Here is a 15,933-nt window from a genome sequence, read left to right as displayed (position 1 = left end):
ACTCTGACAAAAACTACTCCCTGGGGGTGGCACATCGGAAGCTGAATCGACGGGTGGCGGGCACTTGCGAGTGTCGACTGGGTCACAGGTTGGCGAGCTTGCGCTCAAGTCACCCTGCAACCCGCCGACAGCCTGTTGATCAGGAGAATAATCACTATGCTGCCACCCATGCTGCCCGTCAGCGTTGTGCCGGTCACGTCACAACTCGATCCGGTACGTCAGAAGCCGGATATCCCGCCCGTGGTGCCAGTGCAACCGGGCTCCAACGAAAGCACCATCGACCTGAAAAAGGGCGATGCCGAGACGTCGACGTTTTTGCTGCGTGAAGAACAACGTCGCCAGCAGGAACAACAGAAACGCCGGCGTGAAGCCGAGGACGACCCGGAGCAGCACCTGGCCATTCCGGGGGATGTGCTCAACGCCGACAATACGGTGCCGGTGATACCGCTGATCGAAGATGCGCCACGCCAAGGCCTGTGGGTGGACGTCGAGGTTTAGTCGTGCAGTGCCCGCAGGGCCGTTATCAGCACCTCGATCTCGTGTTCGGTATTGAGCGGGCTGACAGAAATGCGCGCCACGCTTTCAAGGCCCCGCGCCTGCATATCCAGCGGCGTGTAGGCGACACCGTTGGCCCCGATGTTGATGCGCTTCAACCCCAGGCGCCGCTTGAGTTCAAAGGCGTCCCAACCCGCCAGGTTGAAGGCGATCAAGCCTGACTGGCGAGTGCCCAGGTCGTGCAGGGTAATGCCCGGAACCCCACGCAACGCTTCGCGGATTCGCTCGCTGGTCTGCGAAACCCTTTCCCATAGGCGCTCGATTCCCAGCCCGTTCATCTCTTGCAACGCATTGCCCAGCCCCGCCAGCAAGGCGAAGGATGTTTCGCTGGTTTCAAAGCGCCGTGCGTCCTGGCGCAGGTCGAACCCCCGGGCGGTCCAGGGCGCTGAAAACACGTCACGCTGAACAGGGTTCAAGCGCTCAAGAAAAGCCGGTCGCACATACAACAGCGCGGTGCCTCGTGGCCCACGCAGGTGTTTGCGCCCGGCTGACTTGAGCACGTCACAGTGCAGCGCTTGCACATCCACCGGCAGTTGGCCGACGGCTTGGCCGGCGTCGATGAAGTAGGGGATGGCGTGACGCCTGGCCACTTCGCCGATGGCCTGGGCGGGGTTGATCAGGCCGCCGTTGGCCGGGAGCCAGGTGAGGTCGATCAACTTCACGCGAGCGTCGATCATCGACTCCAGCGCCACTGGGCAGACTGCGCCGCTGTCGTCGCAGGGGATGACCTCCACCCGAGCGCCTGCTTGCACCGCCCCTTCCATGCTGGCCAGGTTACCGCCCCATTCGTGGCGGCCGACCAGAATGCGATCGCCCGGCTGCCAGGGCCCCAAGGCTTGGAACGCCATGCTCCAGGCGGTCGAGCCACTGCCGGCAAACGCGATGGATGAGACCGGGGCGTTAAGCAGTTGCGCGGCGGCACGGCGGGCTTTTTCCACCAAGACGGCGCCATGCTCGCCGGCTTCCATTGGGCCCTCGCGGGCTTCCCGTTGCAGGTGTTCGATGATCGCATCAAGAGTCGCCTGGCTCGGCAGCGAGGCACCGGCGTGGTTGAAGTGCACGATGCCGGACTGGCAACCAGGCGTGTTGTCCCGCAAGTGCTGAACGTCGAGCGGGCTCATGGGTGCAGCTCGAAAATGGCATCGACCTCCACCGCCACGCCGGCCGGCAGGCTGGAAACGCCCACGGCGGTGCGCACATGCCGGCCCTTTTCGCCAAGGGCGTTGACCAGCAAGTTAGAGGCGCCGTTGGCGACCACGCTCTGTTGCTTGAAGTCACCGCCGCTGGCGATAAACACCCCCAGGCGCACGGTGCGTACCAGTCGTGAGAGGTCATCACCGAGGGCATCGCTCAACTGCCCCAGCAGGCCCAGGGCCGCGAGTTCTGCCGCGTGTACGCCTTCCTCATCGCTGATGGACTCGCCCAACCGGCCGACGTAGGCCGGTTTGCCGTCCACCAGCGGAATCTGACCGGAGACAAACAGGTGGTTCTGGCTGACGACGTGGTTGATGTAATTGGCAATCGGCTGGCTGGGCGTAGGCAGTGCGAGGCCGAGGGCGTGCACGCGTTGGCGGAGGGAGTCGCTCATGATCAATCCTCTGGGTTCAAGAGGTTTCAGCATGTTGGCTGTCTCGAAGGGCGACAAACGGATAGATCTCACGCGACCTATCGAAATAACTCACGCGTCGGCGCAGGCTTCCTTCAACCACTGGCTGAAACACGCGGCAGCTTCACTGGCGGGACCTTGAGGGGCAATGAGCCAGTAACCGATGTCACTGTGGTAGGGCGGCCAATCGAACGCTTCTACCAGGCTGCCGTCCTGCAGCCTGCGTTCGATCAGGCGATGACGGCCCATGGCGATGCCTTGGCCGGCCACGGCGGCTTCGACCACGATGTTGTAGTCGTGCAGCATCACGCGGGGATGGTGGGCGAGGTCGACCTGGTAGTGCTCGGACCAATCGGTCCATTCAAAAGGGCGGTGCGACGTCGCCATCAGCAGCGGGCTGTCCTGCCGTACCTTGAACGCAGGGCTGCACACCGGGGAGATGACTTCCGGCATCAGTCGCGTGGCCTGCACGTCGGGCCAATCACCCTTGCCATAGCGGATGGCCAGGTCGACCTCAGCGCCAGCGACGTTCGCGAGTTGAATGGCCGGCAATAGCTCCACCTGGATAGGGGGGTAGCGATTGAGGAACCCAGCCAGACGCGGCGCCAGCCACAAGGTGGCGAAGGACGCCAGCAAGCCGATGCGTAACACGCTGGCGCTGGGGGTGGCCCGTTGGGCGCGGGTGGCCGCGGCGATGGCGTCGAGCGCCGGGCGGATTTCGTCGTAGTACTGTTGGCCGTCGGCGGTCAGGTCGATCGCGCGCGTGCGTCGGATAAACAGCGGTTTATCCAAGTACTGCTCAAGTTTCTGCACCTGGTGACTCAGGGCACTCTGGGTCACCGACAACTCGTTCGCGGCCTTGATAAAACTCAAATGCCGCGCCACGGCTTCGAAGGCGCGCAGGGCCAGCAACGGCGGAAGGTCCTTGTGCAGTGCCACCTGGGTGCGTCTCCGGGTCTGGAAAAGTAGCGATTTTGGGCGATGGCCTGCCTTTTGTCGCTGGCTGATTTGCCGTTGGGCGGGGGAGGCCGCATTATTGGGCCATTCCCTCCACGACGTAAGCCAAGCCATGAGTGAAGACGACAAGCTGATCGACCTGAATGCCGAACGCGCCAAGCGCGTGCATGACCTCAATGACAAGCGCCTGAATGAAGTGCGCCAGGCCTTCGAACAGGCAATGCCGCTGGGTAAAGTGAAGAAGAAACCGAAGAACAAGCCGAAAAAGCGTTGAAACAGCCTGCATCCATTGATGCAGGTCAGTTATTGCCCTTCTTTACGCTCCGTCGTGGGCGACATTGATCCCCGTCAATTTTCCAATCCGCCTTCTGCATTAACTTAGCCCTATCGCAACAGGGCAAGTGCAGGAGGCCGGTCATGTTTATCGATAATGTGGTGTTTGCCGGAGTGCTGACTGTGAGCCTCATGGTGATGTTTTTTGTAGGGTTTGGAATTTTTATCTGGAAAGACGCGAACAAGCGTAAAAAACCATAGGTTTTTCCGGGTTACATGAGCACGCAAGGCATTTTGGGCGACTTCGGTCGCCCTTTTTTTGCCTGCGATTTGATAATCAACACAGGGACAATAGGTGGGTTTGGAATTGGGCAATAAAAAAGGTGCGAACCTCGCGGATCGCACCTTTTTTTGTGCAGGCGGCTATCAGCTGCCGAGTGCCTTGGACGCCAACCAGAACAACCCGGCCGATAGGGCCACGGTGGCTGGCAGGGTCAGCACCCAGGCCATCAGGATCGTTTTAACGGTGCCGCCTTGCAGGCCGCTTTTATTGGCGACCATGGTACCGGCCACACCCGACGACAGCACGTGGGTGGTGGACACCGGCAGTGCGAAGATATTGGCAAAGCCAATCATGGTCGCAGTGGTGATCTGCGCCGACATGCCTTGGGCATAGGTCATGCCCTGCTTGCCGATCTTCTCGCCGATGGTCAGTACCACACGCTTCCAGCCCACCATGGTGCCCAGGCCCAAGGCCAGTGCGACGGCGAGGATTACCCAGAACGGTGCGTATTCGGTGGTGGCGGTCAGGTCTTTGCGCAACTTGTCGAGGTCGGACTTCTCACGTGCCGGCAGGCCTGGCAATTTGCCGACTTTCTTCGCGGTGTCGTCCAGGCAGAGCAGGTAGCGGCGTACTTCGATACGGTGATCGGCCGTCAGCGAATGGTAGTCGGAGACACCTTTCAACGTACCCAGCAACGCATTGATGGTCGGCTCGGTCTGTTGCGGGTTGCAACGGAATTTGCCCGGCAGGTCGTCCTTCACGCTTTTGCCCAAGGCCAGGAATTCACCCAGGGTCTCATGGTTGCGCTGGTAGAACTGGTTCAGGTGCAAGGTGGCGTCGCGGGTACGCTCGATCTGGTAGGTGGTGCTGCCCAGGTCGAGTACGAACTGCGCCGGCACGATACCGATCAGCACCAGCATGATCAGGCCGATGCCTTTCTGACCGTCGTTGGAGCCGTGCACGAAACTCACGGCCATGGCGGAAATCACCAGGACCAGGCGGTTCCAGAACGGCGGGTGCTTCTTGTCATCAAGCTTGCGGCGCTGGTCCGGGGTCTTGTGCATCTTGGACAGCGGACGCCACCACTTCAGGCCGAGCAGCACCAGGGCTGCGACCAGGAAGCCGGCCATCGGCGAGAACACCAGCGATGCGCCGATATCCACCGCTTTCTGCCAGTTCACACCGTCAGCCAGGGGGATGTCGTTGATCAGGGCGTTGGCCAGGCCGACACCGAGGATCGAGCCGATCAGGGTGTGGGAGCTGGAGGCTGGGATACCGAAGTACCAGGTGCCCAGGTTCCAGGTGATCGCCGCAGCCAATAAAGAGAAGACCATCGCCAAGCCATGGCCGGTGTTCACATTGATCAGCAACTCCACCGGCAGCAAATGCACGATGGCGTAGGCGACACCGACACCACCGAGCAATACGCCGAGGAAGTTGAACACCCCGGAGAAGAACACGGCCAGGTGCGGCGGCATGGCTTTGGTATAGATGACTGTGGCCACCGCGTTAGCGGTGTCATGAAAGCCATTGATGAACTCGAAGGCGAGGACAAAGGCCAGGGCGAGCAGCAGGCTCACGAGAACCCAAGCATCCAGTCCGCTGAATAAATCGATCATGAAGGTTTTCTGACCCGGTCGTAAGGGGGCGCGATTATGCCAGAAAACCTCAGTAATCGATGCACTAGCTGCTCATCGGTAAGCATCTTCCCTGAAAAAAACCTCGGGAAAGGGGTGCATCCCAGGGTTTTCGGGGCTTTGGCAAGTCTTTGATTTATAAAGCAGAGGGCCCGCAGGGCGGGTGATTGTCACAAAATCGTCACGCCAGAAACATTTGTATGAAATTTTACTGTTAGTGGTGGGATGCAGGGTGGCTGACTGCTAGCTATGTGCCAGCAGTCAAGACCATAACCTTGGGGTCAAACCGAATCGCTTATGGCTCTTCGGATTTGAGTTCCTGTTCAATCTTTTGGATTTCCTGGGCAAATGCCTGGTCGAGCAGGCTGGCTCGTTTGCGCCATGGTTTGCGTTCAGGTTCAGGCTGGGCGGCGTAGGTGGTGACTTCCCCGCCGTAAACGTCCTTGTAACGTTGCTCCTGGCGCTCAAGTTCCGCGCGCAGTTCATCTTTCGTCACATCGTTACCTAATTGAGTTGAGTGTAAATACGTTGCAGCGTTATGCCGGAATGCGCCCTCGGGGTGTTTCAAGTTGACCCGTGGAAACGTTCAACTTTGGACCCTGCAGGGGCGGCACTTGTTTAGTGCAGACATTCGAGACAGATAGTTGCGACCGATAATGCACGGCCTGTGCAGGGCGCCGGTTCCGATACTGCAAACCGGGCGAACCTGCGCATAGAGTGCATTATAGCGATGCATTTGAATAACACTATCGGCATAAAGTTAAAAACCGTCAACTTTGTGTGAGCGTTTTGTTACACGGACGCGCCGGTAATTGCGCAAATTCTGGCGTCATAAATTCCACCTAAGTTCAGGCATTATGTTCGCCGCTCTTTTAATGTCACTGCAGCCCTGCAGCCTGGTATGGCTGGGTGCCATAAAATTGCGATAATCGAATGATCGTCCGATAATCGCACAATGTTATCGGCACTGTCTTGTGCAGGCCGGCTGACGCGGCTTGTAATAGCCATCTAACCACCCCAGCGGTCGACAATAAGAGAAAGGATCCCGACATGAACGATCAATTGCGCAACTCTTTCGCGTCAGCGGCGCCGCCGATCGTTGCCTCTCCGGCCAAGCGTATCCAAGCGTTTACCGGTGATCCGGACTTCATGACGTCGCTGGCCCGTGGCCTGGCCGTGGTGCAGGCGTTCCAGGAACGCAAGCGTCACCTCACCATCGCCCAGATCAGCCACCGAACGGAAATCCCCCGCGCCGCCGTGCGCCGTTGCCTGCACACCTTGATCAAGCTCGGTTACGCCACCACCGACGGGCGGACCTATTCGCTTTTGCCCAAAGTCCTGACCCTGGGCCATGCCTACCTGTCGTCCACACCGCTGGCGGTGTCGGCCCAGCCCTACCTGGATCGCATGAGCGAGCAGCTCCACGAAGCCTGCAACATGGCGACACTCGAAGGTGACGACATCCTCTATATCGCCCGTTCGGCCACTACCCAGCGCCTGATTTCCGTGGACCTGTCGGTGGGAGGGCGGCTGCCGGCCTATTGCACCTCCATGGGCCGCATTTTGCTCGCGGCGTTGGACGATGCCTCGTTGCAGGACTACCTCGACCACGCCGACCTGCAAACCAAGACCAGCCGCACCCTCACGACGCCCGAGGCGCTGTTCGAATGCCTGCAACAAGTGCGTCAACAGGGCTGGTGCATCGTCGACCAGGAACTGGAGCAGGGCCTGCGTTCCATTGCGGTGCCGGTCTACGACGCGTCGGGCCAGGTGTTGGCCGCGCTGAACGTCAGCACCCATGCCGGGCGTGTCAGCCGCAGTGAGCTGGAACAGCGCTTCCTGCCGAGCATGCTCAGTGCCAGCCGCGAGTTGAGTGCGCAGCTGTTTGCCTAAGCTGTTCGGTGACCGCACAGAACCCGGGTTGATGAATTGACGGTGTTTCCCCTGGCTTATTAATGTGCGGCAGCGCTCGAAGGGGCGCCGAATAATAACGACGGCCCCAGGTCGTCAGCCCGCCATCGGTGTGGAAATAAAAATAATGAATCAGCCCTCTGTCGGTACTCCGTTGGACGTCCAGTCCTTCATCAATACCCAGCCTCTGTCACGTTATCAGTGGCGCGTGGTGATCCTGTGTTTCCTGATTGTTTTCCTTGATGGCCTCGACACCGCCGCCATGGGCTTTATCGCGCCTGCATTGTCCCAGGACTGGGGCATCGACCGCGCCAGCCTCGGCCCGGTGATGAGCGCCGCATTGATCGGCATGGTGTTCGGCGCACTGGGCTCCGGCCCGCTGGCGGATCGTTTCGGGCGCAAAGTGGTGCTGGTGGGGGCGGTGCTGGTGTTTGGCGCGTTCAGCCTGGCGTCGGCCTACAGCAGTAACGTCGATCAGTTGCTGGTGCTGCGCTTTCTCACCGGGCTGGGCCTGGGCGCCGGCATGCCGAATGCTACGACCCTGCTGTCCGAATACACCCCGGAACGTCACAAGTCGTTGCTGGTGACCAGCATGTTCTGCGGCTTCAACCTGGGCATGGCCGGCGGCGGGTTCATCTCGGCCAAGCTGATCCCGGCGTTCGGCTGGCACAGCCTGCTGCTGATCGGCGGCGTTCTGCCATTGATCCTGGCGTTGGTGTTGCTGGTGTGGCTGCCCGAATCGGCGCGTTACCTGGTGGTGCGCAATCGGGGGACCGACAAGGTGCGCAAAACCCTGTCACCCATCGAGCCCTCCATCGTCGCCCAGGCCACCCATTTCAGCGTGCCCGAGCAGAAAACCGTCAAGGCCCGTAACGTATTCGCGGTGATCTTTTCCGGTACCTACAGTGCCGGCACCTTGCTGTTGTGGCTGACCTACTTCATGGGCCTGGTGATCGTTTACCTGCTCACCAGTTGGCTGCCGACCCTGATGCGCGACAGCGGCGCCAGCATGGAGCAGGCGGCATTTATCGGCGCATTGTTCCAGTTCGGTGGTGTGTTGAGTGCAGTGGGTGTGGGGTGGGCGATGGACCGATTCAACCCGCACAAGGTCATCGGCACGTTCTACCTGTTGGCCGGGGTGTTTGCCTATGCGGTGGGGCAGAGCCTGGGCAATATCACCTTGCTTGCCACCCTGGTGCTGATCGCCGGCATGTGTGTCAACGGTGCGCAATCGGCGATGCCTTCCCTGGCCGCACGCTTCTACCCGACCCAAGGCCGCGCCACCGGCGTGTCGTGGATGCTCGGCATCGGTCGCTTCGGCGCGATCCTGGGGGCATGGATGGGCGCGACCTTGCTGGGACTGGGCTGGAACTTCGAGCAGGTGCTCACGGCGTTGGTGATTCCCGCCGCGTTGGCCACGGCCGCTGTCGTGATCAAAGGCATGGTCAGCCACGCTGACGCTACCTGACGCCTGGCACGCTTAACGGTGGAAGAGGACCTGCCCCCGATAGCAGGGGGGGCAGCCAATGCATCTGTGGCTGATATATCGCTTTCGGGGGCAAGCCCCCTCCCACATTGATTGAGTTTGCCTGACTGATTAGCTAGACAACAATTCGTTCGATAATCGAACGCTGAGTCGATTATCGGATTGTTTGGCCCGTTTCCCCGGCTTAATCTTCAAGCACTTCGGCGCCACCTCAGCGCCTTTTTCGATCCACACCGGGAGCCCGAACCCCATGGCTGAAATCCTCGCGCTGCGTGACGCGGTGAAGCAATTTGTGAACGACGGCGATACCGTCGCTCTGGAAGGCTTTACCCATCTGATCCCTACGGCAGCGGGTCATGAAATCATTCGTCAGGGCAAGAAAGACCTGACGCTGGTGCGTATGACGCCTGACCTGATCTACGACCAGTTGATCGGTGCCGGCTGCGCCCGCAAGCTGGTTTTCTCCTGGGGCGGCAACCCGGGTGTGGGCTCCCTGCATCGCCTGCGCGACGCGGTCGAGAAGCAATGGCCGCAACCGTTGGAAATTGAAGAGCACAGCCATGCCGACCTGGCCAATGCCTACGTCGCGGGTGCCTCGGGCCTGCCGTTCGCGGTACTGCGCGCCTACGCCGGTTCCGACCTGCCCAAGGTCAACCCGCTGATCAAGACCGTGACCTGCCCGTTCACCGGTGAAGTGCTGGCGGCGGTGCCGTCGGTGCGTCCGGACGTCACCGTGATCCACGCACAAAAGGCCGACCGCAAAGGCAACGTGTTGCTCTGGGGCATCCTTGGCGTACAGAAGGAGGCGGCCCTGGCGGCCAAGCGCTGCATCGTCACCGTCGAAGAAATCGTCGATGACCTCAATGCACCGATGAACAGCTGCGTGCTGCCGACCTGGGCCCTGACTGCGGTGTGCCACGTACCGGGAGGCGCGCATCCGTCCTACGCCCACGGCTATAACGAACGCGACAATCGCTTCTACCAGGCGTGGGACCCGATCGCCCGCGACCGTGGGACCTTTACCGCGTGGATCAATGAATACATCCACGGCACTGCCGACTTCACCGAATTCCAGGCCAAACTGGCCACCGCGCAGGAGGCCAAGTGATGGCTTACTCGACCAATGAAATGATGACCGTCGCCGCCGCGCGCCGCCTCAAGAACGGCTCCGTCTGCTTCGTCGGCATCGGCCTGCCGTCCAAGGCGGCCAACCTGGCGCGCCTGACCTCGTCGCCGGATGTGGTACTGATCTATGAGTCCGGCCCGATTGGCGCCAAGCCCTCGGTGCTGCCGCTGTCCATCGGCGATGGCGAGCTGGCGGAAACCGCGGACACCGTAGTGCCCACTGGTGAGATCTTTCGCTACTGGCTGCAGGGTGGACGCATTGACGTCGGCTTTCTTGGCGCGGCCCAGGTCGATCGTTTCGGCAACATCAACACCACAGTGGTCGGTGACTATCACCAACCCAAAGTGCGCCTGCCGGGTGCTGGCGGTGCGCCGGAGATCGCCGGTTCGGCCAAGAGCGTGCTGATCATCCTCAAGCAGTCGTCGCGTTCGTTTGTGGACAAGCTGGACTTCATCACCTCGGTCGGCCACGGCGAAGGCGGCGACTCGCGTAAACGCCTGGGCCTGCCGGGCGCCGGGCCTGTAGGGATTATTACCGACCTGTGCATCATGGAGCCGGAAGCGGGCACCCATGAGTTCGTGGTCACCGCGCTGCACCCTGGCGTCACCCGTGAGCAAGTGGTGGCTGCCACCGGTTGGGCCATTCGTTTTGCCGATCAGGTCGACACCACCGCCGAACCGACGGATGTTGAACTGACTGCGCTGCGTGACCTTGAAGCACGCACCGCGGCCGCCCATGGCCAAGCACCGGGAGAAGCCTGATGCGCGATGTCTTTATCTGTGATGCCATTCGTACCCCCATCGGCCGTTTCGGGGGTGGCCTGTCCAGCGTGCGTGCCGATGACTTGGCCGCGCTGCCGATCAAGGCGCTGATCGAACGCAACCCGTCGGTGGACTGGAATGCGGTCGATGAAGTGTTCCTCGGCTGCGCCAACCAGGCCGGTGAAGACAACCGCAACGTGGCGCGCATGGCGCTGTTGCTGGCGGGCTTGCCGGACAGCGTTCCGGGCGTGACCCTCAACCGCTTGTGCGCCTCGGGCATGGACGCGATCGGCACGGCTTTCCGGGCGATTGCCAGCGGCGAAATGGAACTGGCGATTGCCGGTGGCGTCGAGTCGATGTCCCGTGCGCCCTTCGTCATGGGCAAGGCCGATGCGGCGTTCTCGCGCAACATGAAGCTGGAAGACACCACCATCGGCTGGCGTTTTATCAACCCCTTGATGAAAGAGCAGTACGGCGTGGATGCGATGCCGCAGACCGCTGACAACGTCGCCGACGATTACAAGGTGTCCCGCGCCGACCAGGACGCCTTTGCCCTGCGCAGCCAGCAACGCACCGCTGCGGCCCAGGCCGCCGGCTTTTTCGCCGAAGAAATCGTACCGGTGCGGGTCGCCCATAAAAAAGGCGAAACCGTGGTGGAACACGATGAGCACCCACGGGACACCACCCTGGAAGCCTTGGCCAAACTCAAACCGGTCAATGGCCCGGACAAGACCGTCACCGCCGGCAACGCTTCGGGTGTGAATGACGGTGCGGCAGCGCTGATCCTGGCCTCCGCCGAGGCCGTCAAGAAACACGGGCTGACCGCACGCGCCCGCGTATTGGGCATGGCCAGCGCCGGTGTTGCACCGCGTGTGATGGGCATCGGTCCGGTGCCCGCGGTGCGCAAACTGGTGGAGCGTCTGGGCCTGGCGGTCACTGATTTTGACGTCATCGAACTGAACGAAGCCTTCGCCAGCCAAGGCTTGGCGGTGCTGCGCGAACTGGGTATCGCCGACGACGCTCCCCAGGTCAACCCGAACGGCGGCGCCATCGCCCTCGGCCACCCGCTGGGCATGAGCGGCGCGCGGCTGGTGCTGACGGCCCTGCATCAACTTGAGAAAACCGGCGGCCGTAAAGGCCTGGCGACCATGTGCGTGGGGGTAGGCCAAGGCCTGGCCCTGGCGATTGAACGCATCTAATAAGAGAGGATTGCTCCATGAGTGACAAGCCCGGATACCGGCGCCCGCAAGCGGGCACTCAACCGGATTACCTGCACCCGGCCTACCAGTCGACGAACCTGCGTTCGCCGTCCAAACCGTTGGTGTTCCTGCCCCATTCCTTATCGGAAATCACCGGCCCGACCATCGGCGCCGAACGTGTCGACCCGAAGGACAACGACCTCACCGCCCAGCATGAAGGCGAGCCTCAGGGCGAGCGCATCATCATTCATGGCCGTGTGCTCGATGAAAACGGCCTGCCGGTGCCTGGCATCCTCGTGGAAATCTGGCAGGCCAACGCCGCCGGCCGCTACAACCACAAGCGCGACCTGCACGACGCGCCACTGGACCCGAACTTCACCGGCACCGGCCGCACCGTCACCGACGCCGAGGGCTGGTACCAGTTCCAGACCATCAAGCCCGGCGCCTACCCGTGGGGCAACCACCACAATGCGTGGCGCCCGGCGCATATCCACTTTTCGCTGTTCGGCCCGAGCGTGCTGACGCGGTTGGTGACGCAGATGTACTTCCCCGGCGACCCGCTGCTGGAATACGACCCGATCTACAACTGCGTACCCGATACCCGCGCCAAGGAACGCTTGATCGCCCGTTTCGACCTGGAAAAAACCATTCCTTCCTATGCGCTCGGCTACCGCTGGGACATCGTCCTGCGCGGCCGCGACGCCACGCCGATGGAGAAATGAGATGACACTCAACGCGACCACGTCCCACACCGTCGGGCCGTATTACCACATCGGCCTGACTTGGCTGAACCGTGAAGACCTGACCGTCGCCGCCACCCTCGGCGAGCGCGTGGCGATCAGCGGGCAAGTGGTGGATGGCAACGGCGATGTCGTCAACGACGCCATGCTCGAAGTCTGGCAGGCCAACGCCGCCGGCAAGTACGACCATCCGGAAGACGACCAGGACAAAGCGCTGGACCCCAATTTCGAAGGTTTCGGACGGGTGCCGGTGGACGCTGAAGGGCGGTTTCGCTTTACCACCATCAAGCCGGGTGCCGTGCCGGGCCTGAAGGGCACCACCCAGGCGCCGCACTTGGTGGTGCTGGTGTTCGCCCGTGGGTTGGTGAAGCACCTGCTGACGCGGATTTATTTCGAGGGTGAGGCCTTGAATGGCGATGACCCGTTGCTGGCGTGTGTGCCTGCAGAGCGGCGGGGTACTTTGATTGCCAAGACGGATGCGGACGGTGTGCACCAGTGGAATGTGATTTTGCAAGGGACAGACAAGGAGACGGTGTTCTTCGATTACTGAGTCGTTTGTCAGGGCCCCATCGGGGGCAAGCCCCCTCCCACATTTGATAGGCGGTGTGGGAGGGGCTTGCCCCCGATGGGGCCGGTTCAGGCACTACCTACCCAAAAGTCTGCTTGCGGAACGAGGTTATTGCAAAGTATGTCTAGGCTATAACCGTTCCCACTGAGTGAAAACACATGACAACAACGACCAGTCACTACACCGGAGAAGAACGCAGCAAACGGATTTTTGCGATTGTCGGGGCTTCTTCCGGCAACCTCGTCGAATGGTTCGACTTCTACGTCTACGCCTTCTGCGCCATTTACTTTGCCCCGGCGTTCTTCCCGTCGGATGACCCTACGGTGCAACTGCTCAATACCGCCGGCGTGTTCGCCGCCGGATTCCTGATGCGCCCCATCGGCGGCTGGCTGTTTGGCCGTGTGGCCGACAAGCACGGGCGAAAGAACTCCATGATGATCTCGGTGCTGATGATGTGCGCCGGTTCCCTGGTCATCGCCTTCCTGCCCACCTACAAAGACATTGGCGCCTGGGCCCCGGCATTGCTGCTGGTGGCGCGGTTGTTCCAGGGTTTGTCGGTGGGGGGCGAATACGGCACCACCGCGACCTACATGAGCGAAGTCGCGCTCAAGGGCCAGCGTGGTTTCTTCGCGTCGTTCCAGTACGTGACGCTGATCGGCGGGCAACTGCTGGCGGTGCTGGTGGTGGTGATCCTGCAACAGATCCTCACCGAAGAAGAATTGCGCGCCTGGGGCTGGCGGATCCCGTTCGTGATCGGCGCGATTGCGGCGGTGATCTCCCTGCTGCTGCGTCGCACCTTGAAGGAAACCACCAGCAAGGAAATGCGCCAGGACAAGGATGCCGGCAGCATTGCCGCGCTGTTCCGCAACCATAAGGCCGCGTTCATCACCGTGCTCGGCTACACCGCCGGCGGCTCGCTGATTTTCTACACCTTCACCACTTACATGCAGAAGTACCTGGTGAACACCGCCGGGATGCACGCCAAGACCGCCAGCTACATCATGACCGGCGCGCTGTTTGTGTACATGTGCATGCAGCCGTTGTTCGGCATGCTCTCGGACAAGATCGGCCGCCGTAACTCGATGCTCTGGTTCGGCGCTCTCGGCACCCTGTGCACCGTACCGATCCTGCTCACCCTGAAAACCGTGACCAGCCCGTTCCTGGCCTTTGTGTTGATCTCCCTGGCCCTGGCCATCGTGAGTTTCTACACCTCGATCAGCGGCCTGGTGAAAGCGGAAATGTTCCCGCCTCATGTACGCGCCCTGGGCGTGGGCCTGGCGTACGCGGTGGCCAACGCGATCTTCGGCGGTTCGGCGGAATACGTGGCCTTGGGCCTCAAGTCCATGGGCATGGAAAACACCTTTTATTGGTACGTCACCGGCATGATGGCGGTGGCCTTCCTGTTCAGCTTGCGTCTGCCGAAACAGGCGGAGTACTTGCACCACGATCTGTAAGGGATGAGCTATGACACTGCGCACGAGCAATCAATTGTTCGACGCTTACTTCACGGCAGGCAGCATGGCCGAGGTGTTCTGCGACCAGGGCCGCTTGCAGGGCATGCTGGATTTTGAAGCCGGGTTGGCCCGGGCCCAGGCCCAGGTCGGGTTGATTCCCCAGGCCGCCGTCGCACCGATTGCCCAGGCGTGCCTGGCCTCGTTGTATGACGTGGATGCCCTCGGCGTGGCGATTGCAACGGCGGGCAATTCGGCGATTCCACTGGTGAAGGCGCTGGGCAAGTTGATTGCCAGTGAAGATGCCGGGGCCGAACGCTATGTGCACCTGGGCGCCACCAGCCAGGATGTGATGGACACCGGCCTGGTACTGCAACTGCGGCGAGCGGTGGCGCTGATCGAAGCGGACCTGGCGCACCTGGGCGACATTCTTGCCGCCCAGGCCCAGCGTTATGCGGGTGTGCCGTTGGCTGGGCGTACCTGGCTGCAACATGCGACGCCGGTCACCCTGGGGATGAAAATCGCCGGGTGGCTGGGGGCGGTAACCCGCAGTCGCCAGCGTCTGGCAGAGCTGAAACCGCGCCTGCTGGTGCTGCAATTCGGCGGTGCCTCCGGCACCCTGGCAGCGCTGGGCGAGCAGGCCATGCCGGTGGCTGAGGCGCTGGCAGCGGAGTTGCAACTGAACCTGCCCGAGCAACCCTGGCACACCCAGCGCGATCGCCTGGTGGAGTTCGCCAGCGTGCTCGGTTTGATCGCGGGCAGCCTGGGCAAGTTGGGGCGCGATATCAGCCTGTTGATGCAGACCGAAGCGGCAGAGGTCTTCGAACCTTCGGCGCCGGGCAAGGGCGGCTCGTCCACCATGCCGCACAAACGTAACCCGGTGGGCGCGGCGGTGCTGATCAGCACCGCCACCCGTGTGCCGGGCCTGGTATCGACGATGTTCAGTGCCATGCCCCAGGAGCACGAGCGCAGCCTGGGCCTGTGGCATGCCGAATGGGAAACCCTGCCGGAGATTTGCCGCTTGGTGTCCGGTGCGTTGCAACAGGCCTTGCTGGTGAGCGAAGGCTTGGAAGTCGACCCGCAACGCATGGCGCAAAACCTCGACCTGACCCAAGGGCTGGTGCTGGCCGAAGCCGTCAGCATCGTGCTCGCTCAACGGCTGGGGCGCGAAACGGCGCACCATCTGCTGGAGCAATGTTGCAAACGCGCCGTCGCCGATGGGCGCCATTTGCGCGCGGTGCTGGCAGATGAACCGCAGGTCACCGCCGAGCTGTCGGCGGCCGAACTGGACCGCCTGCTCGACCCGGCCCATTACTTGGGCCAGGCGCACACCTGGGTGACCCGCGCTGTGACCGAACACTTTGCATTGACCGCCTAAGG

17 protein-coding genes are annotated in these 15,933 nt (G+C 61.7%); 12 read left to right on the top strand and 5 right to left on the bottom strand.

The features are described from left to right. Window positions 1–156: 156 nt before the first annotated feature. Window positions 157–498: a hypothetical protein gene (locus AC3ZU9_RS18715; RefSeq protein ID WP_043204931.1), complete on the top strand. Its 342-nt coding sequence runs from the start codon at window positions 157–159 to the stop codon at window positions 496–498. Here AC3ZU9_RS18715 and AC3ZU9_RS18710 read toward each other — a convergent pair. The 3 genes from AC3ZU9_RS18710 to AC3ZU9_RS18700 form a co-directional block, all read right to left on the bottom strand. Then, window positions 495–1,676, bottom strand: a complete 1,182-nt coding sequence (locus AC3ZU9_RS18710; protein ID WP_012722661.1) for an aminotransferase class V-fold PLP-dependent enzyme — start codon at window positions 1,674–1,676, stop codon at window positions 495–497. The two genes, AC3ZU9_RS18715 and AC3ZU9_RS18710, sit on opposite strands and share 4 nt — an antisense overlap. Further along, window positions 1,673–2,143 carry a RidA family protein gene (locus AC3ZU9_RS18705; protein WP_490091163.1) on the bottom strand — a complete coding sequence of 157 codons (471 nt, stop codon included), beginning with the start codon at window positions 2,141–2,143 and terminating at the stop codon, window positions 1,673–1,675. The genes AC3ZU9_RS18710 and AC3ZU9_RS18705 overlap by 4 nt, the downstream gene beginning before the upstream one ends. A 90-nt stretch (window positions 2,144–2,233) precedes the next feature. After that, entirely contained in the window at window positions 2,234–3,100 is an 867-nt protein-coding gene (locus tag AC3ZU9_RS18700; protein WP_012722663.1) for a LysR substrate-binding domain-containing protein, read from the bottom strand. 130 nt (window positions 3,101–3,230) lie between these two features. Here AC3ZU9_RS18700 and AC3ZU9_RS18695 point away from each other — a divergent pair, with 130 nt between their 5' ends. Together AC3ZU9_RS18695 and ccoM are read left to right on the top strand one after the other, a co-directional pair. Beyond that, window positions 3,231–3,392, top strand: coding sequence for a hypothetical protein (locus AC3ZU9_RS18695; protein WP_017137225.1), 162 nt, complete (start codon window positions 3,231–3,233; stop codon window positions 3,390–3,392). A gap of 143 nt (window positions 3,393–3,535) precedes the next feature. Then, entirely contained in the window at window positions 3,536–3,652 is a 117-nt protein-coding gene (gene ccoM / locus AC3ZU9_RS18690; protein WP_010212341.1) for a cytochrome c oxidase subunit CcoM, read from the top strand. Between the two features lie 165 nt (window positions 3,653–3,817). Here the strand turns inward: ccoM and AC3ZU9_RS18685 are convergent, their stop codons facing one another. Further along, window positions 3,818–5,293 (bottom strand): inorganic phosphate transporter, encoded by a 1,476-nt coding sequence (locus AC3ZU9_RS18685; RefSeq protein WP_012722665.1) that lies wholly within the window; start codon window positions 5,291–5,293, stop codon window positions 3,818–3,820. A 313-nt stretch (window positions 5,294–5,606) separates the two neighbouring features. After that, a complete protein-coding gene (locus AC3ZU9_RS18680; protein WP_043204933.1) occupies window positions 5,607–5,807 on the bottom strand; it encodes a hypothetical protein in 201 nt (66 codons plus the stop codon). Window positions 5,808–6,361: 554 nt separating this feature from the next. Between AC3ZU9_RS18680 and pcaR the strand changes: the two genes are divergently transcribed. From pcaR to AC3ZU9_RS18635, 9 genes are all read left to right on the top strand, one after another. Continuing rightward, complete coding sequence (pcaR, locus tag AC3ZU9_RS18675; protein ID WP_012722667.1) at window positions 6,362–7,204, top strand: pca regulon transcriptional regulator PcaR; 843 nt, start codon at window positions 6,362–6,364, stop codon at window positions 7,202–7,204. Between the two features lie 145 nt (window positions 7,205–7,349). Further along, window positions 7,350–8,690 carry a 4-hydroxybenzoate transporter PcaK gene (gene pcaK / locus AC3ZU9_RS18670; RefSeq protein WP_012722668.1) on the top strand — a complete coding sequence of 447 codons (1,341 nt, stop codon included), beginning with the start codon at window positions 7,350–7,352 and terminating at the stop codon, window positions 8,688–8,690. 268 nt (window positions 8,691–8,958) lie between these two features. After that, the gene (locus AC3ZU9_RS18665) at window positions 8,959–9,816 is read left to right on the top strand and encodes a CoA transferase subunit A (RefSeq protein WP_490091162.1); all 858 of its coding nucleotides are present in this window, start codon (window positions 8,959–8,961) and stop codon (window positions 9,814–9,816) included. Continuing rightward, window positions 9,813–10,595 carry a CoA-transferase subunit beta gene (locus tag AC3ZU9_RS18660; RefSeq protein WP_012722669.1) on the top strand — a complete coding sequence of 261 codons (783 nt, stop codon included), beginning with the start codon at window positions 9,813–9,815 and terminating at the stop codon, window positions 10,593–10,595. The genes AC3ZU9_RS18665 and AC3ZU9_RS18660 overlap by 4 nt, the downstream gene beginning before the upstream one ends. Beyond that, window positions 10,592–11,794, top strand: a complete 1,203-nt coding sequence (gene pcaF / locus AC3ZU9_RS18655; protein WP_173390398.1) for a 3-oxoadipyl-CoA thiolase — start codon at window positions 10,592–10,594, stop codon at window positions 11,792–11,794. Before AC3ZU9_RS18660 ends, pcaF begins: the two co-directional genes overlap by 4 nt. A 17-nt stretch (window positions 11,795–11,811) precedes the next feature. Beyond that, window positions 11,812–12,516 carry a protocatechuate 3,4-dioxygenase subunit beta gene (pcaH, locus tag AC3ZU9_RS18650; protein WP_012722671.1) on the top strand — a complete coding sequence of 235 codons (705 nt, stop codon included), beginning with the start codon at window positions 11,812–11,814 and terminating at the stop codon, window positions 12,514–12,516. Window position 12,517: 1 nt separating this feature from the next. After that, window positions 12,518–13,084 (top strand): protocatechuate 3,4-dioxygenase subunit alpha, encoded by a 567-nt coding sequence (pcaG, locus tag AC3ZU9_RS18645; RefSeq protein WP_012722672.1) that lies wholly within the window; start codon window positions 12,518–12,520, stop codon window positions 13,082–13,084. 176 nt (window positions 13,085–13,260) lie between these two features. After that, the gene (locus tag AC3ZU9_RS18640; RefSeq protein WP_012722673.1) at window positions 13,261–14,556 is read left to right on the top strand and encodes an MFS family transporter; all 1,296 of its coding nucleotides are present in this window, start codon (window positions 13,261–13,263) and stop codon (window positions 14,554–14,556) included. Window positions 14,557–14,566: 10 nt separating this feature from the next. Next, entirely contained in the window at window positions 14,567–15,931 is a 1,365-nt protein-coding gene (locus AC3ZU9_RS18635) for a 3-carboxy-cis,cis-muconate cycloisomerase (RefSeq protein WP_012722674.1), read from the top strand. The last annotated feature ends 2 nt before the right edge of the window (window positions 15,932–15,933 follow it).

The sequence above is a fragment of the Pseudomonas sp. A39 genome (assembly GCF_058145955.1).
Note: the sequence above shows the minus strand (reverse complement) of the source record. Positions and strands in the feature narration are given on the sequence as shown.